Origin of the sequence: Streptomyces sp. NPDC050509 (assembly GCF_044457965.1) — a bacterium.
In the GTDB taxonomy this organism is placed as follows: domain Bacteria; phylum Actinomycetota; class Actinomycetes; order Streptomycetales; family Streptomycetaceae; genus Streptomyces.
Map to the genome: position 1 here is coordinate 79,381 of NZ_JBITHL010000002.1, position 24,570 is coordinate 103,950.

Genomic DNA, 24,570 nt, shown 5'->3' on the forward strand with positions numbered 1-24,570 from the left:
GAGGCAGGAGACGGCGCCCATGGCGGCGAGGCGGGAAGCGAACACCGAGCCGGCCACCGGCACGCACACGGACGGGCGCGGCGCCCTGGACGGCGCCGTCGTCGCCGTGGCGGGCGCCGGCGGTCCCGCCGGGCGGGCCACGCTGCTGCGGCTCGCCGAGGCCGGTGCCACCGTCATAGCCGCGGACGCGGACCCGGAGCGGCTCGCCGCGTCGGTGGACGCCGCCCGCTACGCGCACGGCGGGGCCACGGTCACCGGCGACACCGTCGATCTCTTCGACCTCGCCGCCACCCGGGCGTGGGCGGCCAGGACCGAGAAGGAGTTCGGGCGGATCGACGGGCTGGTGCATCTCGTCGGCGGCTGGCGCGGCAGCGCCACCTTCGCCGAGACCGACCCGGCCGACTGGGAACTGCTGGAGAAGCTGCTCATCCGTACCGTCCAGCACACCTCCCTGGCCTTCCACGACGGGCTCCTGCGCAGCGACCGGGGCCGATATCTGCTGATCAGCGCCGCGGGCGCCTCGAAACCCACCGCGGGCAACGCAGCGTACGCCGCCGCCAAGGCCGCCGCGGAGGCCTGGACGCTCGCCCTCGGCGACGCCTTCCGCAAGGCGGGGGGCGAGGAGGGGCCCCGGGCCGCGGCTGCCATCCTGGTGATCAAGGCACTGGTGCACGACGCGATGCGCGCCGAGCGGCCGAACGCGAAGTTCGCGGGCTTCACCGACGTCACGGAACTGGCCGAGGCCATCGCCGGGGTCTGGGACAGGCCCGCCCGGGAAGTGAATGGAAACCGCCTGTGGCTGACCCCAGGACCGTGAGGTCCCGTACGACGGACGCGCGCCGCCACCACGACCCCGAGGTACGCGGCTTCGCCAGCGACAACTACGCGGGCGCCCACCCCGAGATCCTCGCGGCGCTCGCCGTGGCCAACGGCGGCCACCAGGTCGCGTACGGCGAGGACGAGTACACCGGCCATCTCCAGCGGATCATGCACAGCCACTTCGGCCCGACGGCGCAGGCGTTCCCCGTCTTCAACGGCACCGGCGCCAACGTCGTCGCGCTCCAGGCGCTCACCGACCGCTGGGGCGCCGTGATCTGCGCCGAGTCCGCGCACATCAACGTGGACGAGGGCGGCGCACCCGAGCGCGTCGCCGGGCTCAAGCTGCTCACCGTACCGACGCCCGACGGCAAGCTCACCCCCGAGCTGATCGACCGGGAGGCGTACGGCTGGGACGACGAGCACCGTGCCATGCCGCAGGCCGTGTCGATCACCCAGAACACCGAACTGGGCACCGTCTACACGCCCGACGAGATCCGCGCCCTGTGCGCGCACGCCCACGGGCTCGGCATGAAGGTCCACCTCGACGGCGCCCGGATAGCCAACGCCGCCGCGTCGCTGGACGTCCCGATGCGGACCTTCACCAACACCGCCGGTGTGGACGTCCTCTCCTACGGAGGCACGAAGAACGGCATGCTCTTCGGCGAGGCCGTCGTCGTGATCAACCCGGACGCCGTACGGGCCATGAAGCACCTGCGGAAGTTCTCGATGCAGCTCCCGTCCAAGATGCGGTTCGTCTCCGTGCAGTTGGAGGCGCTCCTCGCCGGTGACCTGTGGCTGCGCAACGCCCGGCACGGCAACGCCATGGCCCGGCGGCTCGCGGCGGGCGTCCGCGCGGTCGACGGGGTGGAGATCCTTCACCCGGTCCAGGCCAACGCCGTCTTCGCCCGGCTGCCGCACGCCGTGAGCCTGCGCCTCCAGAAGCGGTTCCGCTTCTACTTCTGGGACGAGAACGCCGGGGACGTCCGCTGGATGTGCTCCTTCGACACGACCGAGGACGACGTCGACGCGTTCGTCCAGGCGCTCAAGGAGGAGATGGCCGCGTAGGCGCCGCGGAGCCGGGGCGGGGCGGGCGCGGCCGGTTCGCGGCCGGTTCGCGGGGGTCAGGCGCCGGACGGGCGGTCCCCCGCCACCGCCCATTTCGCCCGCGTGGACAGCCGGCTGAGCGCCTTCGCCGACTCCTTGCCGATCGTGCCCAGCAGGAGCCTGGCGTGTGCCATCGTCGCCCGCGCGAGTTCCGTGTCACCCGCCTCGACGGCGGCGAGCACCAGCTCCAGATGCTGCTCCGTGATCAGCCGGCCGAGCCCCCGGCGGTGCCACTCGACGACCGTCGCGTCCGGCGTACCGCCCCCGGCGCCGACCGCGGCCCTGGCCTGCTCCAGCGCCCGCCCCGCCGCCGCGAGATCGCCCGTGCGGCGCTCCAGGCGCGCCAGCGCGTACGCCGCCGAGGCGCGGTCCCACGCCGTGTCCCGCAGCGCCAGCAGGGCCGCCTGGGCGCGGGCCGCCTGGGCGTGGTCGCCGACACGCTCCAGCGCCCGGCTCAGCTCCCTGAGCCGGTCCGCGTCCGGGCCCGTGTCGTCCAGCAGACGGATGAGGGCGATCCGGGCGTGCTCGCCGAGCCCCTGCCGAACGGCCGGCTCGATCCAGGTGAACTCGTTCTCCGCGCCCGCCTCTTCCGGTGCCCCGGGGCCGAGGACGATCTCGCGCAGGGGCCGTCGGCAGGACTCGTCCAGCCGGTACGCGCGCAGCTCGCGGGAGTTGAGCAGGACATGGTCCGGATCGGTGCGCAGGGCGGCCGACTCCGACCGGGCGAGGAGTTCGGTCAACGGCCGGTCCGGCAGGCCCAGACCGCGGATCAACGCCGCCCGCCACGCGTCCAGTTCGGGGGCGAACTCCTCCCGCGCCGCGTCGTCCGCCGCGCGGACCGCGGCGAGCAGGTCCTCCTCGCCCAGGTCGGCGGAGAGTTCCTCGCACCACCAGGGCAGCCGGACGAGGACTTCGAGCGCTTCGCCGACACTGTCCGCGAGCAGCACGGCGCTCCCCTCGGAGGAGGCGTGGAGCACGGCCGTTCCCCCGCACAGGAAGTACGTGCCGCCGGTGTCGTCCCCGGCGATCGGCTCCAGCGACGCACCGGACGCCAGACGCACCACCTCGACGTGGTACGCCCTGTTCACATCGAAGTTGAAGGGAAACGCCGCCAGGTCCGCCAGCTCGGGGCGGGCGCGCAGGACTTCCAGAACGCGGTCGGTCATACGACCGCACCCTAAGGGACGCTCCTCGGATACTGCATGGAATTGCGGCAGAGTGGGAAATTATTGCGTCTCGACTGGTCGGTTGTCTAAGGTCGCCGCCATGGAAATGGTCCAACACAACCCGGATATAGTGGCCTATCTCGCAGCCGATGAGGCCATCGATCACGGGCATCCGCTCGTACGGGAGACGGCGGCCCGGCTCCGTATCGGCCACGACGATGCATATTCATACGCCGAGGCGGCCTACGAATACGTCCGCGACACCATTCCGCACTCCTTCGACACCGACGACCAACGGGTCACCTGGCGGGCCTCCGACGTCCTCGCGCTGCGCACCGGCATCTGTTACGCGAAGAGCCACGCGCTGGCGGCGCTGCTGCGGGCCGGGTCCGTCCCCGCCGCCCTCTGCTACCAGCGGCTGGCGGACGACGACGGGGGTGCCCCGGTCGTCCACGGACTCGTCGCCCTCCGGCTGCCCGGGCGGCCGTCCTGGGCGCGTCAGGACCCGCGCGGCAACAAGCCCGGCGTCGACGCCCGGTTCTCCCTGGGGGAGGAGCGGCTGGCCTGGACCGTGCGACCGGAGTTCAGTGAGGTGGACTATCCGGTACTCTATGATGCACCGCATCCCGCCGTGCTGGGAGCGCTGAAAGCCGCCTCGGACCGGAACCATCTGGGGCGGACGCTCCCCACGGCTCTCTGACAGCATCCGGTCCTGCCCGCCAGGACCACGGAAGACTCCAAGGCAAGGCAGACGAAGACCATGACCGACCTGACGCTGACCGTGTCCGACGAGGTGCGCGCCCTCGCCCCCGGCTTCACCCCGCTCGTCGTGGAGGCCCGGGGCCTGGTGAACGGCCCCAGCAACGAGGCGAGCTCCGCCCTGCTGGACGACGCGTCCCGCCGGCTCGCCGCCCGCCTCGGCGGACGCGCCCCGCACGAGGACCCGCACCTCGCTGCCTGGCGCGCCGCGTACACCGCCTTCGGGGCCAAACCGTCCCGTACCCGCAACTCCGCGGAGGCGCTGGCCCGGCGCGCGCTGACCGACGCCGGGCTGCCGCGGATCAATCTCCTCGTCGACCTCTACAACGCCGTGAGCGTCGCGTATCTCGTGCCCGTCGGCGGCGAGGACACCGACCGGATCGCGGGCGCCATGCGGCTCGTGCGGGCCACGGGCGAGGAGCCGTTCCCGACCGCCGCGGACGGGGCGAGTGCCGTCGAGCACCCCGAGCCCGGCGAGGTCGTCTGGCGCGACGACGAGGGCGTCACCTGCCGGCGCTGGAACTGGCGCCAGGGGGTGCGCACCCGGCTGACCGAGGAGTCGGTGAACGCCGTCTTCCTGCTGGAGGGCCTTGCCCCCATGACCGCCCCTGAGCTCGACGCGGCGGGCACGGAACTCGCCGAGAACCTGGCTGAGCTCAGCCCCGGGGCCCGGATCACGGTACGCGCCGCCCACTGACCCGGGACGGCATACGGCGCCGAGCCCCCGAGACGTCAGCAGAGACGTTTCCTCGCTCGGCGCCGCTCAGCTCAGCTCGGCCGCGCGCGCCTCGGCCGGGGTCGGCGCCGTACCGCCCAGATGCGCCGGCACCCACCAGGTGTCGCTCGCGTCCTTGGGACGTACGGGATAGGCCCGCTGCGCCGCCTCCAGCAGCTCCTGCACCCGGTCGCGCAGCCGCCGCGTGATCGCGCCCGCGTACTGGTCCGCCGCCGCCTCGATCTGCTCGCCGACCCGGATCGTCACCGGGATGTGGCTGCGCTTGAAGTTGCGCGGCTTGCCCTTGGTCCACACCCGCTGGGTGCCCCACAGCGCCACCGGGATCAGCGGGACGCCCGCCTCCTGCGCCAGCCGCGCCGCACCCGACTTGAAGCTCTTGAGCGTGAAGGACTGGGAGATCGTCGCCTCGGGGAAGATCCCGATGATCTCGCCGGCGCGCAGTGAGTCGAGGGCGTGGGCGTATGCCTGCTCACCCTGCTTGCGGTCCACCGGGATGTGCTTCATGCCGCGCATCAGCGGGCCCGAGACCTTGTGCTTGAACACCGCGTCCTTGGCCATGAAGCGCACCAGCCGCTTCTGCGGGAGCGCCGCGAGACCCGTGAAGATGAAGTCCAGATAGCTGATGTGGTTGCTCACGAGCACGGCGCCACCGGTGCGCGGGATGTGCTCGGAGCCCTGCGTGTCGATCTTCAGGTCCAGCGCCTTGAACATCGTGCGAGCGGCGCCGATGACCGGCCGATAGACGAGCTCTGCCATCTGGGGAGGACCCTTCTGTTCCGGGGAGGGTTCTCCCGGCGGAAGTTACGCAGCCGTAGGTTTTCGGCATTGCGCCGATGTTGCCGTATCAGACGCCTGGTGGCCAGTCCTGGTGTAAGCGCGGGGCGAGATTCTCGTCACGTCGCCGTGAACACCACCGTGGACGCCGGGTGTCCGGGCCGGCCAGGGAGAACGCGCGAGCGCCCTCAGGGGGCGGACCTGGCCCGCGGAATATTTCGCGGCCACGCGGACGCTGCTCCCGGCGGTGACGGCGGTCGGGAGGGCGCGCCGCCGAGGCGACGGGAGGCAGCAGGTGCGGACGGACGACAGGGGCGGTGCGGCGCCGCCGGACGAGGCCGACGGCGGGGGTGCCCGGCGGCTCGGCGCGGCCGATCTGGGCGCCGGGCTGGGGGAGCGGGCCACGCTCGTCCAGTTCTCCAGCGCGTTCTGCCAGCCCTGCCGGGCGACCCGGCGCACGCTCGCCGAGGTGGCGGAGATGGTCGAGGGGGTCGCCCATGTGGAGGTGGACGCCGAGGAACGGCTGGCGCTCGTACGGGAGCTGGGCATCGTCACGACCCCGACCGTGCTCGTCCTGGACGCCGGTGGCCGGATCGTCCGCAGGGCCGCCGGGCAGCCCCGCAAGGTGGACGTGATCGCCGCGCTGGGCGCGGCCGTGTGACCCGGCACGGTACGCGGCGCTGTGACCCACGCACTTGACGGTGTGTACCACCCGTGGTCACCCTGACGAAGTGCCCCAGGAACTCCTTCTCCACGGGCGGGCCGATGTCGACCTGGCCCGCAACGCGAGCGCGCGCTGTCCGGCTCTCTGAGCAGCCACGGACCCGTTCGTCACACCTCGCAGAAGGATCTTGCCATGACGGCGACCCCTGACCTCGGCACGCACCGGCTTGCCTCCCCCGACCTGCTCCGCTCGGTCTTCCGGCAGCACGCCGCGGGCGTCGCGGTCATCACCGCGCGGGGCGAACGCCCCGTCGGCTTCACCGCCACCTCGCTCAACTCCGTCGCCGCCGAGCCGCCGTTGGTCTCCTTCGGTGTCGGTGTCTCCTCGTCGAGCTGGCCGGTCGTCGCCGAGGCGGAGCACGTCGGCGTCCACATACTCGGGGAGCACCAGGCCGGGCTGGCCGCGACGTTCGCGCGCAGCGGCGCCGACCGCTTCGCGCCGCCCACCGCCTGGCGGACCGGCCCCGAGGGCGTGCCCCTGCTCGACGGTGTACTGGCCTGGCTGGTCTGCCGGGTCGTCGCCCGCGTCCCCGCCGCCGACCACCGGCTGATCGTCGCCGAGGCCGTCGTCGGCGACCCCTCGGGGGCGGGCCGGCCGCTCCTCTACCACCAGGGCCGCTTCAACGCGCTGCGCGACTGAGAGTTCCCTGGCCCGGCCCCTGTCGTACGTTGGTCATGTCACAGTTCCAAGCGCTTGCTCAGCGGGCACGCTCTGGGTGTACTGGCGAGTAATATCAACTCCGTGGCTCCGGTCATCCCGACCGGAAACAGCCCGGCAGGGCGCCTATGCTGCGTGCAACAAGGCAGCCAGAAATGACGATGCGGTAGGAGAGCCGGCGTGAGCCTGAGGATCGTTGTCTGTGTGAAGTACGTGCCCGACGCCACCGGCGACCGGCACTTCGCCGATGACCTGACCGTGGACCGGGACGATGTGGACGGCCTGCTGTCGGAGCTGGACGAGTACGCGGTCGAGCAGGCCCTCCAGATCGCCGGGGAGTACGACGGGGACGGCGACGCGGAGATCACCGTACTGACCGTCGGCCCCGAGGACGCCAAGGACGCGTTGCGCAAGGCGCTCTCCATGGGGGCCGACAAGGCCGTCCACGTCGAGGACGACGACCTGCACGGCACCGACGCGCTCGGCACGTCCCTGGTGCTCGCCAAGGCCGTCGAGAAGGCCGGCTACGACCTGGTCGTCTGCGGCATGGCCTCCACCGACGGCACGATGGGCGTCCTGCCCGCGCTCCTCTCCGAGCGGCTCGGCGTCCCGCAGGTCACCCTGCTCTCCGAGGTCTCGGTCGAGGACGGCACGGTCAAGGGCCGCCGCGACGGCGACACCGCGAGCGAGCTGCTGGAGGCATCCCTGCCGGCCGTCGTCTCGGTGACGGACCAGTCGGGCGAGGCGCGTTACCCCTCGTTCAAGGGCATCATGGCCGCCAAGAAGAAGCCGGTCGAGTCCTGGGACCTGGAGGATCTGGAGATCGACGCCGACGAGGTCGGCCTCGAAGGCGCCTGGACCCTGGTCGACTCGGCGGACGAGCGCCCGGCCCGTACGGCGGGCACGATCGTCAAGGACGAGGGTGAGGGCGGCAAGCAGCTCGCGGCCTTCCTCGCGGAGCAGAAGTTCATCTGAGCCCCGGTCACCACCGCCTTCGGTGTCCCGCTCACCCCGCCTTCGGGCCCCGCGGCCACCAGATCCTCACGACCCCTCGCATCCGCAGGAGTGCAATCCCATGGCTGAAGTTCTCGTCTATGTCGACCACGTGGACGGCGCCGTCCGCAAGCCCACCCTGGAGCTGCTGACGCTCGCCCGCCGTATCGGCGAGCCCGTCGCCGTCGCGCTCGGCGCCGGCGCCGAGGCCACCGCGCCCACGCTCGCCGAGCACGGCGCGGTGAAGGTCCTCACCGCCGACGCCGCCGAGTTCACCGACTACCTCGTCGTACCGAAGGTCGACGCGCTGCAGGCCGCGTACGACGCCGTCTCGCCCGCCGCCGTGCTCTTCCCGTCCTCCGCCGAGGCCAAGGAGATCGCGGCGCGCCTCGCGGTCCGTATCGGCTCCGGCATCATCACCGACGCCGTCGACCTGGAGGCCGACAGCAAGGGCCCGGTCGCCACGCAGTCGGTGTTCGCCGCCGCGTACTCCACCAGGTCCCGGGTCTCCAAGGGCACCCCGGTCATCACCGTGAAGCCCAACTCGGCCCCGGTCGAGGCCGCCCCGGCCGCGGGCACCGTCGAACCGCTCTCCGTGAGCTTCGGCGACGCCGCCACCGGTACGAAGGTCGTCTCCCGTACCCCGCGCGAGTCCACGGGCCGCCCGGAGCTGACCGAGGCCGCGATCGTGGTCTCCGGCGGCCGGGGCGTCAACGGCGCCGAGAACTTCGCGGTCATCGAAGCGCTCGCCGACTCGCTCGGCGCGGCCGTCGGCGCCTCGCGCGCCGCCGTGGACGCGGGCTGGTACCCGCACTCCAACCAGGTCGGCCAGACCGGCAAGTCGGTCTCGCCGCAGCTCTACATCGCCTCCGGGATCTCCGGCGCGATCCAGCACCGCGCCGGCATGCAGACGTCCAAGACCATCGTGGCCGTCAACAAGGACGCCGAGGCACCGATCTTCGACCTGGTGGACTACGGCGTGGTCGGCGACCTCTTCGAGGTCGTCCCGCAGCTCACCGAAGAGGTCAAGGCCCGCAAGGGCTGAACCGACCCTTCCGGTACGCCCCGGGGCCGCGCGGTGGACTCCACCGCGCGGCCCCGCGCCATTCCCCGACCGTGGTTCCGGGTCGCCATTGACGCGGCCGGGACCTGCGGCTTAACTTCCGGCAACGGATTGTTGATTCCGCAGGGCGGAAAAGAAGAAGGGTGCGGGAATGGGCCAGCACGAAAAGATCGCCACGAGCCTCCCGGCGGCGGTCACCGAGGCCGTCGGCGCCTCCCTCGCGGGCGTCGACGCCGAACTGGCCCGCCGCTACCCGGGCGACCCCGGCACCCGCCAGCCCGTCCACACCGTCTACGTGCCCGCCGACGCCTACACCGCGGGCACCGTCCGCTCCTGGGGCGACCAGGCGCTCGCCGCACTCGACGAACACGCGCCCGACGCCGCCTCGCTGGCCCGCGTCCTCGGCCTCTCCGAAGAGCTGGCCGGTCCTGTGCACGAGCGCGTACGGGACAAGCTGGTCCGCGAGCCCGTCGAGGACCTGCGGATCGACTTCGAGGACGGCTACGGCCCCCGCCCGGACGCCGAGGAGGACGAGGCCGCGGCCCGCGCCGCCCGGCTCGTCCACGAGGCGTACGCCACCGGCACGGCGGCCCCGTACACGGGCATCCGCGTGAAGTGCCTGGAGGCGGCCGTACGCGAGCGTTCCATCCGGACCCTCGACATCTTCCTCAGCGGACTCATGGCGGCGGGCGGCCTCCCGGACGGGCTGGTGCTGACGCTGCCCAAGGTGACGTACGTGGAGCAGGTCGCCGCGATGGCCCGGCTGGCCGGTGAGTTCGAGACGGCGCACGGTCTGGCGCCCGGCCGGATCGGCTTCGAGATCCAGATCGAGACCAGCCAGGCCATCCTGGCCGCCGACGGCACCGCCACCGTGGCCCGGATGATCGACGCGGCGGGGGGCCGGGCCACCGGACTGCACTACGGCACCTTCGACTACAGCGCCTGCGTCGGCGTCAGCGCCGCCCACCAGGCGAGCGACCACCCGGCCGCCGACCACGCCAAGGCTGTCATGCAGGTCGCCGCCGCCGGCACCGGCGTCCGGATCAGCGACGGCTCCACCAACGTCCTCCCGGTCGGCCCGACCCCCCAGGTGCACGAGGCGTGGAGGCTGCACTACGGCCTCACACGGCGCGCCCTCGCCCGCGCCTACTACCAGGGCTGGGACATGCACCCCGGCCATCTCCCGACCCGCTACGCCGCCGTGTACGCCTTCTACCGCGAGGGCCTGGAACCCGCCGCCGCCCGGCTGGCCGCCTATGTCGCCAAGGCGGGCGGCGCCGTCATGGACGAGCCCGCCACCGCCAAGGCGCTCAGCGGCCATCTGCTGCGCGGGCTCGACTGCGGCGCCCTCGACCACGACGAGGTCACCCGGCTCACCGGCCTGACCCGCGCCGACCTGGAGGGCTTCACGCTGCCGAGGGACCGGTCCTAGGCCCGGTCCGAGGAGCTGCCGGGTCAGCCGTCCGCCGGCGGTGGGATCTCCCCGGAGCCCCGGGCGATCAGCCGCGTCGCCAGGACCACCTGGGACGGCGCGTCGGCCGCGCCGTCCAGCCGGTGGAAGAGCCGCTCCGCCGCCGTACGGCCCAGGGTCGCCGCGTCCTGCGCGACGACCGTGAGCCCCGGGGCCAGCAGATCGGCCAGTTCGATGTCGTCGAAGCCGACCAGCGCGACCGGTCGGTGATGGGCCGCCAGGACCCGTACCACCGTCACCGTGACACGGTTGTTGCCGGTGAAGATCGCCGTGACCGGCTCGGGGGCGCCGAGCATCGCGACGACCGCCTCCTGGACCCGGCGCGGCGCCGTCGTGCCGAGCGAGACCCAGCCGTCGTCGATCGCGAGACCGGCGTCCGCCATCGCGGTGCGGTAGCCGCGCAGCCGCTCGCCCGCCGTGTGGATCCCGGGCTGGTCGCCGATGAAGCCGATCCGGCGATGGCCGTGCGCGATGAGGTGGGCGGTGCCCGAACGGGCACCGCCGAAGCTGTCGGAGAGCACCGCGTCCGCGTCGATCCGGCCCGCGGGCCGGTCCACGAAGACCGTCGCCACCCCGGCCTTTATCTCCGGCTCCAGATAGCGGTGGTCGTCCCCGGCGGGGATCACGATCAGCCCGTCCACCCGGCGCGCGCAGAGCGCCAGCACCAACTCCTGCTCGCGGTCCGGGTCCTCGGCGCTGGAGCCGTTGATCAGCAGCGCGCCGTGGGCGCGGGCCACCTCTTCGACGGCCCGGTTCAGCGGACCGTAGAACGGGTCCGCCAGATCCTCCAGGACCAGTCCGATACTCGCCGTACGGCCCTTGCGCAGCACCCGCGCCGAATCGTTGCGGCGGAACCCCAGCGCGTCGATGGCCTCCTGCACCCGCCGCTCGGTGTCCGCCGTGACCCCGGGTTCGCTGTTGACCACCCGGGAGACCGTCTTGAGCCCCACCCCGGCCCGTGCGGCCACGTCCTTCATCGTGGGCCGGTTCCCGTAGCGGGGTTCTGTGCGGCGGGCGGAATCGGCCACAGTGCGCTGTCCTGTCGTCGTACGGTCGGCGGGCCGCCCCGGGGAGCGCCGACGTGCGCCGACCGGGCCGTGCGGACGAGCATAGGCCCTGGACAACGTTGTCAGGGGAATGGAGACTGTTGGTCGAAGCCGCGAACCCGTATCCGCTCCGCGCCGTCCCCACGGGACGCCTCATCTCCAGGAGATTCCACACCGATGCATACCGACTCCGTCGCCGCACTCGACATCGGCGGTACCAAGATCGCCGGGGCGTTGGTGGACGGCAGCGGCAGAATCCTCGTACGGGCACAGCGCCCGACCCCGGCGCGCGAGGACGGCGAGACGGTGATGCGCGCCGTCGAGGAGGTCCTGGCCGAGGTGGCCGCCTCGCCGCTCTGGGCGACGGCCACGGCGGTGGGCATCGGCAGCGCCGGCCCCGTGGACGCCTCCGCCGGGACGGTCAGCCCGGTCAATGTCGCGGGCTGGCGCGGATTCCCGCTGGTGGAGCGGGTGCGGGCGGCCACCGGCGGGCTGCCGGTGAAGCTGGTCGGGGACGGCGTCGCGATGACCGCGGCGGAACACTGGCAGGGCGCCGCCCGCGGCTACGACGACGCACTGTGCATGGTGGTCTCCACCGGGGTCGGCGGCGGGCTGGTGCTGGGCGGGAAGCTTCACCCCGGCCCCACCGGCAACGCGGGCCACATCGGCCACATCAGTGTGGATCTGGACGGCGACCTCTGCCCGTGCGGTGCGCGCGGCTGCGTGGAGCGGATCGCCAGCGGCCCCAACATCGCCCGCCGGGCGCTGGAGGGCGGCTGGCTGCCGGGCCCCGACGGCGACAGCTCGGCCGCGGCCGTGGCCGCCGCCGCACGGGCCGGCCACCCGGTCGCCATCGCCTCCTTCGAACGGGCCGCCCGGGCGCTGGCCGCCGGCATCGCCGCGACCGCCGCGCTCACCGAGATCCGGATCGCGGTCATCGGCGGTGGTGTCGCGGGCGCGGGCGAGGTCCTGTTCGCGCCGCTGCGCCGCTCACTGCGGGAGTACGCGACGCTCTCGTTCGTCCGGCGGCTGACGGTGGCCCCGGCGCTGACCGGGACGGACGCCGGCCTGGTGGGCGCGGCGGCGGCGGCCCTGCTCGGGCAGCGGGACGGCACGGCGGCGCCGGTGGGCGGCTGACAGAACCGGGCGGGGGTGCTGACGGCGCACCACGCGGCCCGATCCCCGATCCCCCGTCGCGGTCCCTGCCCCTGGCGACCGGGGGCGCCGGTCAGTGGGTGGTCTGGCAGGCCAGACGTTGGCTGCCGCGGAACTGTACGCACAGCTCGGTACCGCTCCCGGTGTCCCCGGCCGGCCAGGTGTGTGTCAGCGCCTTGCCCGACCGCGTGGCCGTCGCCGTGTCCACGAGCCGCCCGTCCCGCAGCAACGACACCGTGTGCGAGGCGAGATCGTCCGGCGGGTTGGTCCAGATCCCGGTGACGGAGTTCCGCGCGCCGCGCCCCTCCAGCCGGATGCAGATCTGCGGCCCCGAGAAGTGATGGGTGCAGGCGCTGCTGTCCGCCGCGGCGGGGGTGGCGGTCAGCGGGACGGCGATCCCCGCCAGGGCCAGGGACAGGGCGAGGAACAGGGCGTCGGCCAGTACGGCCGGTGTTCTGGGCATCTCGGGCTCTCCACGTCGTACGGTTCGCGGTGCCGGGGCGCCGGCGGGTCTCAGGAGGCGGGGTCGGGCGCCTGCTGCTGCGGTACGACGACCAGGAAGACGTCGGAGTCGAGATCCATCACGACCTCGGCCGGAGTCCCCTCGTCCCGCCGCGCCCGCGCGAACTCCTCCGCCGGCCAACTCCCGCGCGGCCCGCCCGCGGGAAACTTCTCCAGCACCGTGCGGCGCATCCCGTACCCCCTAGGGTGCTTCGTTCGGGTCTTGCTGGGCTCGCGTGCCCGCAGTGACATCAGCCGCTGCCGCGGCGGGCGCTCCCTGACCCAGCCGGACCCAAACGAAAGACCCTTGTGACATCGAGGGTTCCAACGACGCGTCGGGGGTTGTGTTACGGCCCGGCGGACACATCGCGCGGCACCGGTACGGCGCGACGTGTCCGCCGGGGTATCCGCGCGCCCCGGTGTCGATCGGGACACGGCTCGGTCACGGCCGGTCGACCGGAGCGGCGCTCTGATCCCGGACGGGGTTTCCGTGGCAGGGTGTTGCGGGCAGTCCACTGGGGGCTTTCGCGACACGCCCAGGCCCTACGGAAGAGGGGGAACCGTGATCGTCTGGATCAACGGTGCGTTCGGAGCGGGCAAGACCAGTACCGCACGCGAACTGATCGACCTGATCCCGCACTGCACGCTCTACGACCCCGGGCTGATCGGCGGGGAAATGGAACGGCTGCTGCCGCAGAAGAAGCTCGCGGAGGTGAGTGACTTCCAGGACCTGCCGATCTGGCGGCGGCTGGTGGTCGACACGGCGGCGGCCCTCCTGGCCGAGGTGGGCGGGGCGCTCGTCGTCCCCATGACCCTGCTGCGCCAGGAGTACCGGGACGAGATCTTCGGCGGGCTCGCCGCGCGCCGCGTTCCCGTACGGCACGTGCTGCTGTCCACGGATGAAACGATCCTGCGCGGGCGTATCGCGGCACGCGAGGACGCCGCCGACGATCCCGAGACGAACGAGCGCAACCGCCGCTGGGCCTACGAGCACATCGAGCCCTACCGGACGGCGCTGGGCTGGCTGACCGGGGACGCCCACGTCATCGACAACACCGCGCTGACGGCGCGGCAGACGGCCGAGTCGCTGGCCGAGGCGGTACGGGACGGTGCGGCGGGGGTCTGCGAGATCGTCCAGACACCCGAACCGGCCGCCGAGACCGTCGCGGCCGGGGTGCTCCTCTTCGACGAGCAGGACCGGGTGCTGCTCGTCGACCCCACGTACAAGCCGGGCTGGGAGTTCCCCGGCGGCGTGGTCGAGCGGGGCGAGGCGCCCGCCCGCGCCGGGATACGGGAGGTCGCCGAGGAGATAGGCATCGAACTCACCGAGGTGCCCAAGCTGCTGGTGGTCGACTGGGAGCCGCCGCGCCCCCCGGGGTACGGAGGGCTGCGGCTGCTCTTCGACGGCGGCAGGCTGTCCGCCGAGGAGGCAGGAAGGCTGCTGCTGCCGGGACCGGAGCTACGGGGCTGGCGCTTCGTCGACGAGGAGGAGGCGGCGCGGCTGCTCCCGCCCGTCCGCTGCGCGCGGCTGCGCTGGGCGCTGCGCGCGAGGGAGCGCGGGACGGTGCTCAACCTGGAGGACGGAGTCCCGGTCGGCTGACCCTCGTTGCCCCGCGGACAGCCGGACCGGACAGCCTGCCCCGCGGACAGCCGGACCGGACAGCCTGCCCCGCGGACAGCCGCGGCGCTCCGTGCGCCACCGTGCTCCACGCGGCCGGCCGGGGGAGATCCCGGCCGGCCGGGGTCCCGGCTCCCTGGTGTCCCGGTGCGGCTCAGGCGCGCCGGGAAGCGGCGTAGTTGACCAGGAAGTGCGCCTCGGCCACGGACAGGCGCTCCAGTTCCTCCGGGGAGACGCTCTCGTTCACCGCGTGGATCTGCGCCTCCGGCTCGCTCAGCCCGATCAGCAGGATCTCCGCCTTCGGGTAGAGCGCGGCCAGGGTGTTGCAGAGCGGGATGGACCCGCCCTGGCCCGCGATCTGCATGTCCTGTCCCGGGTACGCGACCCGCATGGCGTCGGCCATCGCCGCGTACGCCGGGCTGGAGGTGTCCGCGCGGAACGCCTGCCCCTGGCCGATCTGTTCCACCGCGACCCGCGCGCCCCACGGGGTACGGGCCTCCAGGTGCGCCCTCAGCAGCTCGGTGGCCGCCGCGGCGTCCTGCCCTGGCGGTACGCGCAGGCTGACCGTGGCCCGCGCGTGCGCCTGGACGGACGGCGTGGCGCCCACGACCGGCGGGCAGTCGATGCCGAGGACGGTCACGGCGGGGCGCGCCCAGATCCGGTCGGCGACCGATCCGGCGCCGATCAGCCCGACCCCGTCGAGCACCTTGGCGTCCTTGCGGAAGTCGGCCTCCGCGTACTCCAGCCCCTCCCAGACCGCGTCGGCGGCCAGCCCGTCCACCGTGGTGGACCCGTCCTCGGCGCGCAGCGAGTCCAGGACCCGGATGAGAGCGGCGAGCGCGTCCGGCGCCGCGCCGCCGAACTGCCCCGAGTGCAGGTTGCCTTCGAGGGTGTCGACCGCCACGCGCAGCAGCGTCATACCGCGCAGCGTGGCCGTCACCGTGGGCAGGCCGACCCGGAAGTTCCCGGCGTCGCCGATGACGACGGCGTCGGCGGCCAGCAGTTCGGGGTGCTCCTCGGCGTACCGCTCCAGACCGCCGGTGCCCTGCTCCTCCGAACCCTCCACGATCACCTTGACGTTCACCGGCACGCCGCCGTTCGCCTTGAGCGCGCGCAGGGCGAGCAGATGCATCAGCACGCCGCCCTTGCAGTCGGCGGCGCCGCGCCCGTACCAGCGACCCGCGCGCTCCGTCAGCTCGAACGGCGGGGTCAGCCAGGCGTCCTCGTCGCCCACCGGCTGCACGTCGTAGTGGGCGTACAGCAGCACCGTCGGCGCGCCCTCGGGGCCGGGGAGCAGACCGTACACGGACTGGGTCCCGTCAGGGGTTTCGAGGACCGCGACATCCTGGAAGCCCTCGGTGCGCAGCGCCTCGGCCACCCAGTCCGCGGCGGCCTCGCACTCGCCGCGCGGCGAGACCGCCGGGTCCGCCACCGAGCGGAAGGCCACCAGTTCCGCGAGCTCCGTACGGGCACGGGGCATGAGGGACGCCACGGTCCCGGCAATCGGATTCGCGGTCATGGGCACGCTCCTGGTGGGTACATCGTTGTCTCAGTCGGATGTATGTCGGGCTATGTCGGCGGTGTCGAGGGGTCTTGTCGATCCTCCCACAACGGGCCGGGCGCGCCAGCGCCGTAGGATGCCGTTCGACAGCAGGGGCCACCGGTCGGATCAGGAGCAGAAGCACATCGTGAGCAGCGAGAACGCAGACGCCGGAAGCGTGCACGACGAGCCGGTGTGGGATGTCGTCGTGGTGGGCGCAGGACCGGCGGGAGCCTCCGCGGCGTACGCGGCGGCGGTCGCGGGCCGTCGGGTGCTGCTGCTGGAGAAGGCCGAGTTGCCGCGCTACAAGACCTGCGGGGGCGGGATCATCGGTCCCTCGCGGGACTCGCTGCCGCCCGGCTTCGACCTGCCGTTCAAGGAGCGCGTGCACGCGGTGACGTTCTCCCTGAACGGGAAGCTGACCCGCACCCGCCGCTCCAAGCGCATGCTCTTCGGGCTCATCAACCGCCCGGAGTTCGACGCGAGTCTGGTGGAGCACGCCGAGAAGGCCGGGGCGGTCCTGCGTACCGGCGTGACCGTCTCCCGTGTCGAACAGCACGGCCCGGCCGTGCCCGACCGCCGTACGGTCGCGGTCGTCCTGTCGGACGGGGAGACGGTGCTGGCGCGGTCCGTGGTCGGCGCCGACGGCAGCGCCAGCCGCATAGGCGCCCATGTCGGCGTGAAGATGGACCAGGTGGACCTGGGCCTGGAGGCGGAGATCCCGGTGCCGCCCACGGTCGCGGAGGACTGGGCGGGACGGGTGCTCATCGACTGGGGCCCGCTGCCCGGGAGTTACGGCTGGGTCTTCCCCAAGGGCGACACCCTCACCGTCGGGGTGATCTCGGCGCGCGGCGAGGGGTCCGCCACCAAGCGCTATCTGGAGGACTTCATCGCCCGGCTCGGGCTCGCCGGGTTCGAGCCGTCGGTCTCCTCCGGCCATCTCACCCGCTGCCGCAGCGAGGACTCGCCGCTGTCCCGGGGCCGGGTGCTGGTCTGCGGCGACGCGGCGGGGCTGCTGGAGCCGTGGACGAGGGAGGGCATCTCCTTCGCGCTGCGGTCCGGTCGGCTCGCCGGGGAGTGGGCGGTACGGATCGCCGAGGCGCACGACGCCGTGGACGCGCGCCGTCAGGCGCTGAACTACGCCTTCGCGATCAAGGCGGGCCTCGGCGTGGAGATGGGGGTCGGGCGGCGGATGCTCGCGATCTTCGAACGCAGGCCGGGGGTGCTGCACGCGGCGATCACAGGCCTGCGCCCGGCGTGGAACGCCTTCGCGGACATCACCCGCGGTTCGACGACCCTGGCGGGTCTTGTACGGACGCGTCCGCTGGCCCGGCGCGCCCTGGACGTGCTGGACCGCCGGCAGACGGCCGGTCAGCAGGAGCCGGCCGCGCGCGAGGCGGACGTTCCGGCGGAGAGCGACCCGACGGGCGTCCCGGAGACCGGCGCGCGGGAGTGACGGGCGTGCAGGGGAGTTGACGGGCGTACGAGGTCACTTCCGTAGGGCAGTGACGGCGTGGGGGAGTGAGCTCGCACCCTCTGGGGAGGGGGCATGCGGATCCGCATGCCCCCCCAGAGCCCCGTCAGGTCGACTTCCGGCCGTCGAGTGTCTCGCGCAGGATGTCCGCGTGCCCGGCGTGCTGGGCGGTCTCGGCGATGAGGTGCGTCAGCACCCGGCGCACGCTGTACACCCCTCCCGGTTCGTCCCAGGGGGCCTCCGGCAGCGGGTGCGTCGCGGACAGGTCGGGCACGGAGGCGATGATCTCCTCGGTGTGGGCGGCGACCCGCTCGTAACGCGCGACGATCCCGGCGAGCGTGTCGCCGGGCAGCATCCGGAAGCTGTTCCCGTGGTCGATCATCCACTGCGGGAACTCGCGTGCGGTACCGGCCTCGATGTCGGCCCAGGTGACACCGTCGGGCAGGTCGTAGCAGAGCGCCGACGGGCCCTCGACGACGAAGCGTGTCCATCCGTCCTCGATGGCCGCGGCATGCTTGACCAGCCCGCCCAGGCACAGCGCGCTGACCGTCGGGCGCGCGCCCGCGCGCTCGTCGTCGAGTCCGCGCGTCGTGTGGATCAGTGAGCTCCGCGCGGTCGCGAGCGCGGCGAGCAGGTCGGCCCGCTCGGCGTCGAGGATCGAGGGGGGTGCGGTGGTGGAGGTCATGGCGTTCGGGCCTTTCGCGTCGTTCTCGTTGTCCTGCACGAGATGACCGTCGCAGGAGAAGCGGCCAGGGTGTGGCCGCTTCTCCGGGCAGGATGGAGCCATGCAGAAGACCTCAGCGCGACTGCTGTCCTTGCTCTCGCTCCTCCAGGCACGCCGGGACTGGCCGGGGGCGCTCCTGGCCGAGCGGCTGGACACCAGTCCGCGCACCGTGCGCCGCGACATCGACCGTCTGCGTGAACTCGGCTACCCCATCGTGGCCTTCAAGGGGCCCGACGGTGGGTACCGGCTCGACGCCGGCTCGGAACTGCCCCCGCTGCTCTTCGACGACGAGCAGGCTGTCGCCCTCGCCGTCGCGCTCCAGGTCGCCGCCACCACCGGCGCCGGCATCGGGGAGGCCGCGGCCCGCGCGCTGAACACCGTCCGCCAGGTCATGCCCGCCCGGCTGCGCCGCCGCATCGACATCCTTCAGGTCACCGCCGTCGAGCCGCCCGCGAGCCGGCCGGCCCCCCAGGCCGACAGCGGCGTGCTCATGGCGCTCAGCGCCGCCGTGCACGCGCGCGAGGTGCTGCGCTTCGACTACATCCCCGTAACCCCGCGGGAGGGCCCCGACGACGGCCCTGAACCCCCTCCGCGCCGGGTGCAGCCCCACCACCTCGTCACCTGGAGCGGGCGCTGGTACCTCGTCGCCTGGGACCTCGACCGCGAGGACTGGCGCACCTTCCGCGCGGACCGGATCACCCCGCGTACCCCCACGGGACCCCGCTTCACCCCGCGCGAGGTGCCCGGGGGCGACGTGGCGGCCTTCGTCGCCGGCCGGTTCCAGAGCTCCGACGGCTCGGGGGAGTGGCCCTGCCGCGGCGAGGTGATCCTCGACCTGCCCGCCGCCCATGTGTCCCGCCACACCTACGACGGGCTCGTCGAGGAACTCGGCCCGGACCGCTGCCGGCTCGTCATGGGCTCGTGGTCCTGGCCCGGACTGGCCGCCACCATCGGCATGTTCGACGCCGCTGTCGAGGTCGTCGGGCCGGCCGAGCTCAGGGACGCCTTCGCGTATCTGGCCCGCCGCTACGCCGACGCCGCGACCGGGTCCGACCCGTCGTGCCCGCCTACGCGTCGGGGTGGGGACGACCGGCCCGGCCCGGCCGGGGCGCGGTCCCGTCCGGGGCCCCCGGGGTGAAGCGCCACAGGACCTGGACGACACGCGCCACGAAGGCGAGACACCCGGCGACACCGCCGATCCGCAGACCGGCCGCCGACATGTCCAGATACCACCCCGTACCGGCGACGAGCCCGAACACCAGCGCCGCCGCGAAGGCCCCCGTCACGACCGCGAAGGCGATCTCGACAGTGACAGCGTCCCGTTCGGCCCCGCTCCGTGTCCCCATGGCCCGAGTCTGACCGGGGCGCCGCCGTGGTGCAAGGAGCGTCCCGGGACGCCGCTGGTGGCGTCGGACGGCGGACGTCATGCCTCGCGGGGGTGCCCGATCGCGGTGGTCGGGCGGTGGCGCAGCAGTCGTACGAAGGCGCCTATGGCGACCGCCTGGACGAGGACGGAGACGATCAGCGCCGGGTAGAGGAATCCGGCGGAGGAGGCGAAGCCCTCCCCGACGGCCCTGCCGCCTATGAGGAAGACGAAGACGGTCGGTGCCGCGAGGGAGAACAGCCACACCCCGGCGAACGAGGCGTCCTCGTGGTGCACGAAGAGGGTGTCGACCGTGACGAACACCGTCGCGGCGGCGACGAGGGCGAGATAGACCTGGGAGGCACGGTTCTTGAAGGCGAGTCGGGCGAGTCCGGTCAGCCGTGCTGAATTCATCATGTTCTCCCTGGAGTTCATGGCTCTTTCCCTTGAAGCGGAGTGCTCGTGCGTCTCCTTCCAGGGTGCGGGAGTTCGAACGGCTGTGCCTGAGTACTCCTACTCATCCTTCTCGGGTGTGGACCGTGGGGCCTGCGCCGAGGCGTCGCGGGCGACGTGGGCGACGTGGGCGACGTGGGCGACGAGGGCCGCGGCGTCCGCGAGCAGCGCCACCGTGGTCAGGGCGAGCGCTCGCTGGCCGCTGCCCACCATCGGTGTTCTCGCGGGTGTCGCGGGTACGGCGTCCGGCCTTGTCGCGCTCTACCGCTGATACACCGCGTCCCTCTGTCCAACCCTTTACGGCTGGACAGAGGGACGCGCTTTCGCGTTCCGGCCGCTGCTGGAGCTGGTCACGCACTCATGGAGAGTTTCCGACGCGCGTGCTTGATGAAGTCGTTGGCGCGGTTCTCGGCCTGCCACGGAGCGAGCGCGGTGGTGAAGTCGGGTACGTAGTCGCGCGCCCGGCTGGATTCGACGTTGGCGAGGATCGCGACGGCCTCCTGGCCCAGGTGAAGGCCCTGGTCCAGGTCCCGCTTCTGGAGATGGACCGTGCCGACCACGGCGTAGCGAAGTCCCACGGACCTGGTGAAGGAGCGTGCGGACATGGCGGCTGCCTGGGAATGCCACTGGAGAGCGACTTGGGGGAGCCACCCTGTCATCCGTTCACGCGGCGGTGGGCAGCGTTCAGCTGGAGCAGTTCCCCATCGCCGCGGCCAAGCGCAAAGCCTTGTGGCGAGCGTACGAGGCCGAGCTGCACGGCTTGAGGAACGCGGTCCTGGTCGACGTGGACGTGGATCGCTCCGTGCCTTTCAACTGCGTCGTGAGGGTGCCGGAGCGAGACAGGATCCACGAGATCCTTCACGCCCGGGGCCTCGGGGTCGGAGTGCACTACCCGCCGAATCACACGCAGCCCGCGTTCGCCCCATGGCACCGCCCCCTGCCGGTAACTGAAATGGTCGGCGAGGAGATCATGAGCCTGCCGTTCCACCCCGCCATGGACTCCGGAGACGTGCACTCGGTGGTGTCGGCCCTGGAACGGGCCCTGAACACCGTCCGGGGGACATGGCCGGAGGCATCCCGGTGACCGGGCCCACACCCCCGGAGGGGGCGCGGGCCCGGAGGTTCGGTCAGCCGGCATTCGGTAGGACGGGCCGATAGTCACCAACAGCCCTCGCAGGAACACCAGATGGACAGTGAGCGGTCGCCCTCTGACGGCCGCTCACTGAGGTGAGAATCGCCTGATATCGTCCGCAAGGTTCGTAGCCCGTCGGCCCCTGGCGTACGCCAAGACCCCACGATCGGATGCCTTCCTCCAGTGAACAGCGACGACCTCTCCAGCCGTCTGGCTTCCTTGCACCGACCGTTCCGGCTCATCGTGACGGGTGGGGGAACCGGCGGCCACACCTATCCCGCGCTCACCGCGGTTCGCGAGTTGCAGACCCGGCTGGCCTCTCACGGATCGTCCCTCGATGTCCTGTGGGTGGGCACGGCCGAAGGGCTCGAAGCACGCGTCGCGCCGGCAGAGGGCATCCCCTTCAAGACGGTGCCCACGGGCAAGCTGCGCCGCTCCTCCAACCCGCTGGCCATGATCAACCGGGAGAACATGCGGGACATGGGCCGCGTACCGAAAGGCGTCGCCGAGGCCCGCTTGATCGCCGCCGACTACAAGGCCGACGTCATCCTGTCGACGGGCGGCTACGTCGCCGTACCGGTAGGGCTCGCGGCCCGCATGACGAGGACTCCGCTCGTGGTGCACGAGCAGACCGTGCGCCTCGGGCTGGCGAACCGCATTCTGTCGCGCTTCGCAACGGCCGTCGCGGTCTCCTCCGAGTCCTCAATGAAACTGCTGCCGGAAAGCGTGGCCGCCTCAACAGTGGTGACCGGCAACCCCGTACGCCCGGCGGTCTTCACAGGAGAGCCCAAGAAGGCCGTGGCCTCGCTCGGACTGTCCGGCTTCGACAGCGCCTTGCCCTGCGTGTACGTGACAGGCGGAGCACAGGGCAGCGCGCAGATCAACGGCCTTCTCCGCAGCATCCTGCCGTGGCTGCTGACGGCCGCCAACGTGATCCACCAGTGCGGAGCGACGACCCTGGAGCAGTCGCGCCAGTTCGCCGAAACGCTCCCGGCCGGACTGCGCGGCCGGTACTGGGTGAGCGACTTCGTCGGGCCGGAACTGCCCGACGTCCTGGCCCTGGCCGACGTCGTCATCTCCCGAAGCGGCGCCGGCACCATCGCCGAACTGACCGCACTGGGTAAACCGGCCGTCCTGATCCCGCTGGCATCGTCGGCCGGCAACGAGCAGGAGCACAACGCCCTACACCTCCAGGAGGCCGGGGCGGCCACCGCACTGACGAGGGAACGGGCGACCCCCGAGGAGCTGCGCCGGGCACTGGAACCGCTCATCACCTCCCAGCAGCGCCGTGAGCACATGGCCGAACGAGCAGCCGCGCAGGGGCTCCCCGACGCGGCGGCCAGGCTGGTTGACCTGCTACTGAATGTCGGGCTGGCACGCTGAGGAGCGATAGTGCCCGCGCAGGTGACGATGGTGTGGCAGGGGCCGCCCGTCACAGGCGAGGACCTGCCCGCCGAGCCTCGCGAGCCGGGCGCCCTGGTCCCGTGCGCCCCCTGCCTGGTCGCCGTCCTGTTCGGGCTGCGCTCCGCGCACAGGTGCGAGAAGTTCACCATCGTCCGCGCCCACGGCTCCGGATTCGCCGACCGCTCCGACGCCGTGCCCGTGCGCGTGCGGGACGGACGCGGTACCGGAGAGCGCGTGACCGCCGGGCAACTGACGGGGCTCGACTTCGCGCTGGGCGACTGCTTCCGCTGCGACCGCACCGGCATCCAGACCACTCAGGTCGGAGAGATCCTCAGCCCCGAAGGACAGACACCGAGCAGGGCGAGGCCGAGCTCGCTCGCCGATGCCCCGGTCTGCTGCTTGATCGCCGGGATGCGGACCACCCACCCGGCGAACAGGAAGCCGTCGAGGGCGAAGAACACGGTCAGGACGGTCCGGAGGCGGGTGAGCGGGGAGCGGGCGCGGGGTGGTCCCACGGCGCTGCGGGAGAGGGCCGTCCGCACTTTGTTTAGAAGCGGCACAAAGTGAGGATAGGGGCCCGGGACCGTCCGTACAAGGCGCCGTGGGGCGTCCCGCGGAGTCCGCCGTTCCTCCGGATCATGGGAGACTCGCCCCCATGAACGGCAAGGGGACCACGGCCAGGACACGGCTGGAGAGAGGCCGCGGCGCGCTCGGCCCGGCACTGGAACTGGTCCACACGGGCCGCGCGCCCACCCGCGCCGTCCTCACGGCGGAACTGGGCGTCACCCGGGCCACGGCCGGCGCGGTCGCCGCGGAACTGGAGGCCCTCGGCCTGATCCGGGTGGACTCCAGGCCCGGCGCCGCCGCCGGCTCCCAGGGTCGCCCCTCGCACCGGCTCTCCGTCGACGAGGCAGGCCCCGTCGTCCTCGCCGCCCAGGTCCACGCCGACGGCTTCCGGGCCGCGCTCGTCGGGCTCGGCGGCCGGATCGTCGCGACCGCCCCCGGACGCGGTACGGCCTCGGCCGACCCGGCGCAGGTCCTCGGCGAGGTCGTCGAGACGGGCGCCGGGCTGCTGAGCGCCGCCGGACGGCGGTGCGTGGGCGCGGGCCTCGCCGTGCCCTCCGCGGTCGCCGAACCGGAGGGCACCGCGCTCAACCCGCTGCACATCGCCTGGCCCGTCGGCTCCCGGGTGCGGGAGATCTTCGCCGAGCGGGTCCGCGCCGCGGGCATCGAGGGCCCCGCCTTCACCGGCAACGACGTCAATCTGGCCGCGCTCGCCGAGCACCGGCACGGCGCGGGACGCGGCGCCCAGCACCTCCTCTGCGTCGCCACTGGCCACCGCGGCGTCGGTGGCGCGCTCGTCCTCGACGGCCGTCTGCACACCGGCAGTTCGGGCCTCGCCCTGGAGGTCGGCCATCTCACGGTCAACCCCGAGGGGCGCTCCTGCTACTGCGGCAGCAAGGGCTGCCTGGACGTCGAGGCCGACCCGCTCGCCTTCCTCACCGCGGCGGGCCGCGCCCCGGGCCCCGAGAGCTCGCTGCTCCAGCAGTCGCGCGACCTGCTCCGCACGGAGTACGCCGACCCGGCCGTACGGGGCGCCGCCGCGGAGCTGATCGACCGGCTGGGCCTGGGCCTCGCGGGCCTGGTCAACATCCTCAACCCCGACCGGATCATCCTCGGCGGACTCCACCGCGAACTGCTCGACGCCGACCCGGACCGGCTGCGCGCCGTCGTCGCCGACCGCAGTCTGTGGGGCCGCAGCGGCGGTGTGCCCATCCTGCCCTGCACGCTCGACCACAACAGCCTCGTGGGGGCAGCCGAGTTGGCGTGGCAGCCGGTGCTCGACGACCCGCTCGGCGCGCTCGGCCGTTGACAGCGCTCGGCCGCTGACGGG

27 protein-coding genes and 1 pseudogene are annotated in these 24,570 nt (G+C 72.8%); 16 read left to right on the forward strand and 12 right to left on the reverse strand.

The annotated features are described in order from the left end of the window. Positions 1–19: 19 nt before the first annotated feature. Both ACIBJC_RS05655 and ACIBJC_RS05660 read left to right on the forward strand, forming a co-directional pair. Positions 20–817 carry an SDR family oxidoreductase gene (locus ACIBJC_RS05655; protein ID WP_399288352.1) on the forward strand — a complete coding sequence of 266 codons (798 nt, stop codon included), beginning with the start codon at positions 20–22 and terminating at the stop codon, positions 815–817. Beyond that, the gene (locus tag ACIBJC_RS05660) at positions 796–1,884 is read left to right on the forward strand and encodes a threonine aldolase family protein (protein ID WP_399288355.1); all 1,089 of its coding nucleotides are present in this window, start codon (positions 796–798) and stop codon (positions 1,882–1,884) included. Before ACIBJC_RS05655 ends, ACIBJC_RS05660 begins: the two co-directional genes overlap by 22 nt. Before the next feature lie 56 nt (positions 1,885–1,940). Here the strand turns inward: ACIBJC_RS05660 and ACIBJC_RS05665 are convergent, their stop codons facing one another. Then, positions 1,941–3,089 (reverse strand): hypothetical protein, encoded by a 1,149-nt coding sequence (locus ACIBJC_RS05665; protein ID WP_399288358.1) that lies wholly within the window; start codon positions 3,087–3,089, stop codon positions 1,941–1,943. 100 nt (positions 3,090–3,189) lie between these two features. Here ACIBJC_RS05665 and ACIBJC_RS05670 point away from each other — a divergent pair, with 100 nt between their 5' ends. Beyond that, complete coding sequence (locus ACIBJC_RS05670) at positions 3,190–3,789, forward strand: transglutaminase family protein (protein WP_399288361.1); 600 nt, start codon at positions 3,190–3,192, stop codon at positions 3,787–3,789. A 60-nt stretch (positions 3,790–3,849) separates the two neighbouring features. After that, on the forward strand, positions 3,850–4,545 hold the full coding sequence (locus tag ACIBJC_RS05675; protein ID WP_399288364.1) for a B3/4 domain-containing protein: 696 nt from the start codon (positions 3,850–3,852) through the stop codon (positions 4,543–4,545). Between the two features lie 66 nt (positions 4,546–4,611). Here ACIBJC_RS05675 and ACIBJC_RS05680 read toward each other — a convergent pair whose 3' ends face one another. Further along, positions 4,612–5,340, reverse strand: a complete 729-nt coding sequence (locus ACIBJC_RS05680) for a lysophospholipid acyltransferase family protein (protein ID WP_399288367.1) — start codon at positions 5,338–5,340, stop codon at positions 4,612–4,614. A gap of 313 nt (positions 5,341–5,653) precedes the next feature. Between ACIBJC_RS05680 and ACIBJC_RS05685 the strand changes: the two genes are divergently transcribed. The 5 genes from ACIBJC_RS05685 to ACIBJC_RS05705 all read left to right on the forward strand — a co-directional run bounded on the left by ACIBJC_RS05685 (position 5,654) and on the right by ACIBJC_RS05705 (position 10,227). Then, positions 5,654–6,019, forward strand: a complete 366-nt coding sequence (locus tag ACIBJC_RS05685; protein WP_399288370.1) for a TlpA family protein disulfide reductase — start codon at positions 5,654–5,656, stop codon at positions 6,017–6,019. 195 nt (positions 6,020–6,214) lie between these two features. Continuing rightward, on the forward strand, positions 6,215–6,721 hold the full coding sequence (locus ACIBJC_RS05690) for a flavin reductase family protein (RefSeq protein WP_399288373.1): 507 nt from the start codon (positions 6,215–6,217) through the stop codon (positions 6,719–6,721). A gap of 198 nt (positions 6,722–6,919) precedes the next feature. Further along, positions 6,920–7,714, forward strand: coding sequence for an electron transfer flavoprotein subunit beta/FixA family protein (locus ACIBJC_RS05695; protein ID WP_399288376.1), 795 nt, complete (start codon positions 6,920–6,922; stop codon positions 7,712–7,714). 100 nt (positions 7,715–7,814) lie between these two features. Beyond that, positions 7,815–8,777: an electron transfer flavoprotein subunit alpha/FixB family protein gene (locus ACIBJC_RS05700; RefSeq protein ID WP_399288379.1), complete on the forward strand. Its 963-nt coding sequence runs from the start codon at positions 7,815–7,817 to the stop codon at positions 8,775–8,777. Between the two features lie 169 nt (positions 8,778–8,946). Further along, the gene (locus tag ACIBJC_RS05705) at positions 8,947–10,227 is read left to right on the forward strand and encodes a DUF6986 family protein (protein ID WP_399288382.1); all 1,281 of its coding nucleotides are present in this window, start codon (positions 8,947–8,949) and stop codon (positions 10,225–10,227) included. A gap of 23 nt (positions 10,228–10,250) precedes the next feature. Here the strand turns inward: ACIBJC_RS05705 and ACIBJC_RS05710 are convergent, their stop codons facing one another. Then, positions 10,251–11,294 carry a LacI family DNA-binding transcriptional regulator gene (locus ACIBJC_RS05710; protein WP_399288385.1) on the reverse strand — a complete coding sequence of 348 codons (1,044 nt, stop codon included), beginning with the start codon at positions 11,292–11,294 and terminating at the stop codon, positions 10,251–10,253. Positions 11,295–11,489: 195 nt separating this feature from the next. On the opposite strand from ACIBJC_RS05710, the gene ACIBJC_RS05715 reads away from it, so the two are divergent. After that, on the forward strand, positions 11,490–12,449 hold the full coding sequence (locus ACIBJC_RS05715; protein ID WP_384927469.1) for an ROK family protein: 960 nt from the start codon (positions 11,490–11,492) through the stop codon (positions 12,447–12,449). 91 nt (positions 12,450–12,540) lie between these two features. On the opposite strand, the gene ACIBJC_RS05720 is transcribed toward ACIBJC_RS05715, so the two are convergent. Together ACIBJC_RS05720 and ACIBJC_RS05725 are read right to left on the reverse strand one after the other, a co-directional pair. Beyond that, positions 12,541–12,930, reverse strand: coding sequence for a hypothetical protein (locus ACIBJC_RS05720; protein WP_399288389.1), 390 nt, complete (start codon positions 12,928–12,930; stop codon positions 12,541–12,543). A 50-nt stretch (positions 12,931–12,980) separates the two neighbouring features. Continuing rightward, positions 12,981–13,160 carry a hypothetical protein gene (locus tag ACIBJC_RS05725; RefSeq protein ID WP_329825693.1) on the reverse strand — a complete coding sequence of 60 codons (180 nt, stop codon included), beginning with the start codon at positions 13,158–13,160 and terminating at the stop codon, positions 12,981–12,983. Positions 13,161–13,530: 370 nt separating this feature from the next. On the opposite strand from ACIBJC_RS05725, the gene ACIBJC_RS05730 reads away from it, so the two are divergent. After that, positions 13,531–14,568 (forward strand): NUDIX domain-containing protein, encoded by a 1,038-nt coding sequence (locus tag ACIBJC_RS05730; protein ID WP_399288392.1) that lies wholly within the window; start codon positions 13,531–13,533, stop codon positions 14,566–14,568. 172 nt (positions 14,569–14,740) lie between these two features. Here the strand turns inward: ACIBJC_RS05730 and ACIBJC_RS05735 are convergent, their stop codons facing one another. Further along, positions 14,741–16,105 (reverse strand): dipeptidase, encoded by a 1,365-nt coding sequence (locus tag ACIBJC_RS05735; protein ID WP_399288395.1) that lies wholly within the window; start codon positions 16,103–16,105, stop codon positions 14,741–14,743. A 169-nt stretch (positions 16,106–16,274) separates the two neighbouring features. Between ACIBJC_RS05735 and ACIBJC_RS05740 the strand changes: the two genes are divergently transcribed. Continuing rightward, on the forward strand, positions 16,275–17,582 hold the full coding sequence (locus tag ACIBJC_RS05740) for a geranylgeranyl reductase family protein (protein WP_399288398.1): 1,308 nt from the start codon (positions 16,275–16,277) through the stop codon (positions 17,580–17,582). Between the two features lie 124 nt (positions 17,583–17,706). On the opposite strand, the gene ACIBJC_RS05745 is transcribed toward ACIBJC_RS05740, so the two are convergent. Next, positions 17,707–18,285, reverse strand: a complete 579-nt coding sequence (locus tag ACIBJC_RS05745; protein ID WP_399289776.1) for a DinB family protein — start codon at positions 18,283–18,285, stop codon at positions 17,707–17,709. Positions 18,286–18,385: 100 nt separating this feature from the next. On the opposite strand from ACIBJC_RS05745, the gene ACIBJC_RS05750 reads away from it, so the two are divergent. Further along, on the forward strand, positions 18,386–19,462 hold the full coding sequence (locus ACIBJC_RS05750; protein WP_399288401.1) for a helix-turn-helix transcriptional regulator: 1,077 nt from the start codon (positions 18,386–18,388) through the stop codon (positions 19,460–19,462). Here the strand turns inward: ACIBJC_RS05750 and ACIBJC_RS05755 are convergent. The 4 genes from ACIBJC_RS05755 to ACIBJC_RS05770 form a co-directional block, all read right to left on the reverse strand. Next, positions 19,392–19,670, reverse strand: a complete 279-nt coding sequence (locus tag ACIBJC_RS05755; protein WP_399288404.1) for a DUF6332 family protein — start codon at positions 19,668–19,670, stop codon at positions 19,392–19,394. The genes ACIBJC_RS05750 and ACIBJC_RS05755 overlap by 71 nt on opposite strands. Before the next feature lie 77 nt (positions 19,671–19,747). Further along, positions 19,748–20,122, reverse strand: coding sequence for an SCO4225 family membrane protein (locus ACIBJC_RS05760; RefSeq protein WP_399288407.1), 375 nt, complete (start codon positions 20,120–20,122; stop codon positions 19,748–19,750). A gap of 78 nt (positions 20,123–20,200) precedes the next feature. Then, entirely contained in the window at positions 20,201–20,353 is a 153-nt protein-coding gene (locus ACIBJC_RS05765; protein WP_399288410.1) for a hypothetical protein, read from the reverse strand. Positions 20,354–20,490: 137 nt separating this feature from the next. Then, positions 20,491–20,745 carry a hypothetical protein gene (locus tag ACIBJC_RS05770; RefSeq protein ID WP_399288413.1) on the reverse strand — a complete coding sequence of 85 codons (255 nt, stop codon included), beginning with the start codon at positions 20,743–20,745 and terminating at the stop codon, positions 20,491–20,493. On the opposite strand from ACIBJC_RS05770, the gene ACIBJC_RS05775 reads away from it, so the two are divergent. Continuing rightward, positions 20,736–21,224 (forward strand): DegT/DnrJ/EryC1/StrS family aminotransferase, encoded by a 489-nt coding sequence (locus ACIBJC_RS05775; protein ID WP_399288416.1) that lies wholly within the window; start codon positions 20,736–20,738, stop codon positions 21,222–21,224. The genes ACIBJC_RS05770 and ACIBJC_RS05775 overlap by 10 nt on opposite strands. 231 nt (positions 21,225–21,455) lie before the next feature. After that, positions 21,456–22,655 (forward strand): UDP-N-acetylglucosamine--N-acetylmuramyl-(pentapeptide) pyrophosphoryl-undecaprenol N-acetylglucosamine transferase, encoded by a 1,200-nt coding sequence (locus tag ACIBJC_RS05780; protein ID WP_399288420.1) that lies wholly within the window; start codon positions 21,456–21,458, stop codon positions 22,653–22,655. A 368-nt stretch (positions 22,656–23,023) separates the two neighbouring features. Here ACIBJC_RS05780 and ACIBJC_RS05785 read toward each other — a convergent pair. Further along, positions 23,024–23,236 (reverse strand): annotated as a pseudogene (locus ACIBJC_RS05785) (MFS transporter); the annotation flags it as partial. A 95-nt stretch (positions 23,237–23,331) separates the two neighbouring features. Between ACIBJC_RS05785 and ACIBJC_RS05790 the strand changes: the two are divergent. After that, complete coding sequence (locus tag ACIBJC_RS05790) at positions 23,332–24,549, forward strand: ROK family protein (protein ID WP_399288423.1); 1,218 nt, start codon at positions 23,332–23,334, stop codon at positions 24,547–24,549. Positions 24,550–24,570 lie beyond the last annotated feature (21 nt).

What these genes read in the sequence shown, in the direction of transcription:
- ACIBJC_RS05655 (WP_399288352.1), top strand. Translation starts at nt 20, where the DNA reads ATGGCGGCGAGGCGGGAAGCGAACACCGAGCCGGCCACCGGCACGCAC.
- ACIBJC_RS05665 (WP_399288358.1), bottom strand. Translation starts at nt 3,089, where the DNA reads ATGACCGACCGCGTTCTGGAAGTCCTGCGCGCCCGCCCCGAGCTGGCG.
- ACIBJC_RS05670 (WP_399288361.1), top strand. Translation starts at nt 3,190, where the DNA reads ATGGAAATGGTCCAACACAACCCGGATATAGTGGCCTATCTCGCAGCC.
- ACIBJC_RS05675 (WP_399288364.1), top strand. Translation starts at nt 3,850, where the DNA reads ATGACCGACCTGACGCTGACCGTGTCCGACGAGGTGCGCGCCCTCGCC.
- ACIBJC_RS05680 (WP_399288367.1), bottom strand. Translation starts at nt 5,340, where the DNA reads ATGGCAGAGCTCGTCTATCGGCCGGTCATCGGCGCCGCTCGCACGATG.
- ACIBJC_RS05690 (WP_399288373.1), top strand. Translation starts at nt 6,215, where the DNA reads ATGACGGCGACCCCTGACCTCGGCACGCACCGGCTTGCCTCCCCCGAC.
- ACIBJC_RS05700 (WP_399288379.1), top strand. Translation starts at nt 7,815, where the DNA reads ATGGCTGAAGTTCTCGTCTATGTCGACCACGTGGACGGCGCCGTCCGC.
- ACIBJC_RS05705 (WP_399288382.1), top strand. Translation starts at nt 8,947, where the DNA reads ATGGGCCAGCACGAAAAGATCGCCACGAGCCTCCCGGCGGCGGTCACC.
- ACIBJC_RS05715 (WP_384927469.1), top strand. Translation starts at nt 11,490, where the DNA reads ATGCATACCGACTCCGTCGCCGCACTCGACATCGGCGGTACCAAGATC.
- ACIBJC_RS05720 (WP_399288389.1), bottom strand. Translation starts at nt 12,930, where the DNA reads ATGCCCAGAACACCGGCCGTACTGGCCGACGCCCTGTTCCTCGCCCTG.
- ACIBJC_RS05725 (WP_329825693.1), bottom strand. Translation starts at nt 13,160, where the DNA reads ATGCGCCGCACGGTGCTGGAGAAGTTTCCCGCGGGCGGGCCGCGCGGG.
- ACIBJC_RS05735 (WP_399288395.1), bottom strand. Translation starts at nt 16,105, where the DNA reads ATGACCGCGAATCCGATTGCCGGGACCGTGGCGTCCCTCATGCCCCGT.
- ACIBJC_RS05745 (WP_399289776.1), bottom strand. Translation starts at nt 18,285, where the DNA reads ATGACCTCCACCACCGCACCCCCCTCGATCCTCGACGCCGAGCGGGCC.
- ACIBJC_RS05750 (WP_399288401.1), top strand. Translation starts at nt 18,386, where the DNA reads ATGCAGAAGACCTCAGCGCGACTGCTGTCCTTGCTCTCGCTCCTCCAG.
- ACIBJC_RS05755 (WP_399288404.1), bottom strand. Translation starts at nt 19,670, where the DNA reads ATGGGGACACGGAGCGGGGCCGAACGGGACGCTGTCACTGTCGAGATC.
- ACIBJC_RS05760 (WP_399288407.1), bottom strand. Translation starts at nt 20,122, where the DNA reads ATGAACTCCAGGGAGAACATGATGAATTCAGCACGGCTGACCGGACTC.
- ACIBJC_RS05765 (WP_399288410.1), bottom strand. Translation starts at nt 20,353, where the DNA reads ATGGTGGGCAGCGGCCAGCGAGCGCTCGCCCTGACCACGGTGGCGCTG.
- ACIBJC_RS05770 (WP_399288413.1), bottom strand. Translation starts at nt 20,745, where the DNA reads ATGTCCGCACGCTCCTTCACCAGGTCCGTGGGACTTCGCTACGCCGTG.
- ACIBJC_RS05790 (WP_399288423.1), top strand. Translation starts at nt 23,332, where the DNA reads ATGAACGGCAAGGGGACCACGGCCAGGACACGGCTGGAGAGAGGCCGC.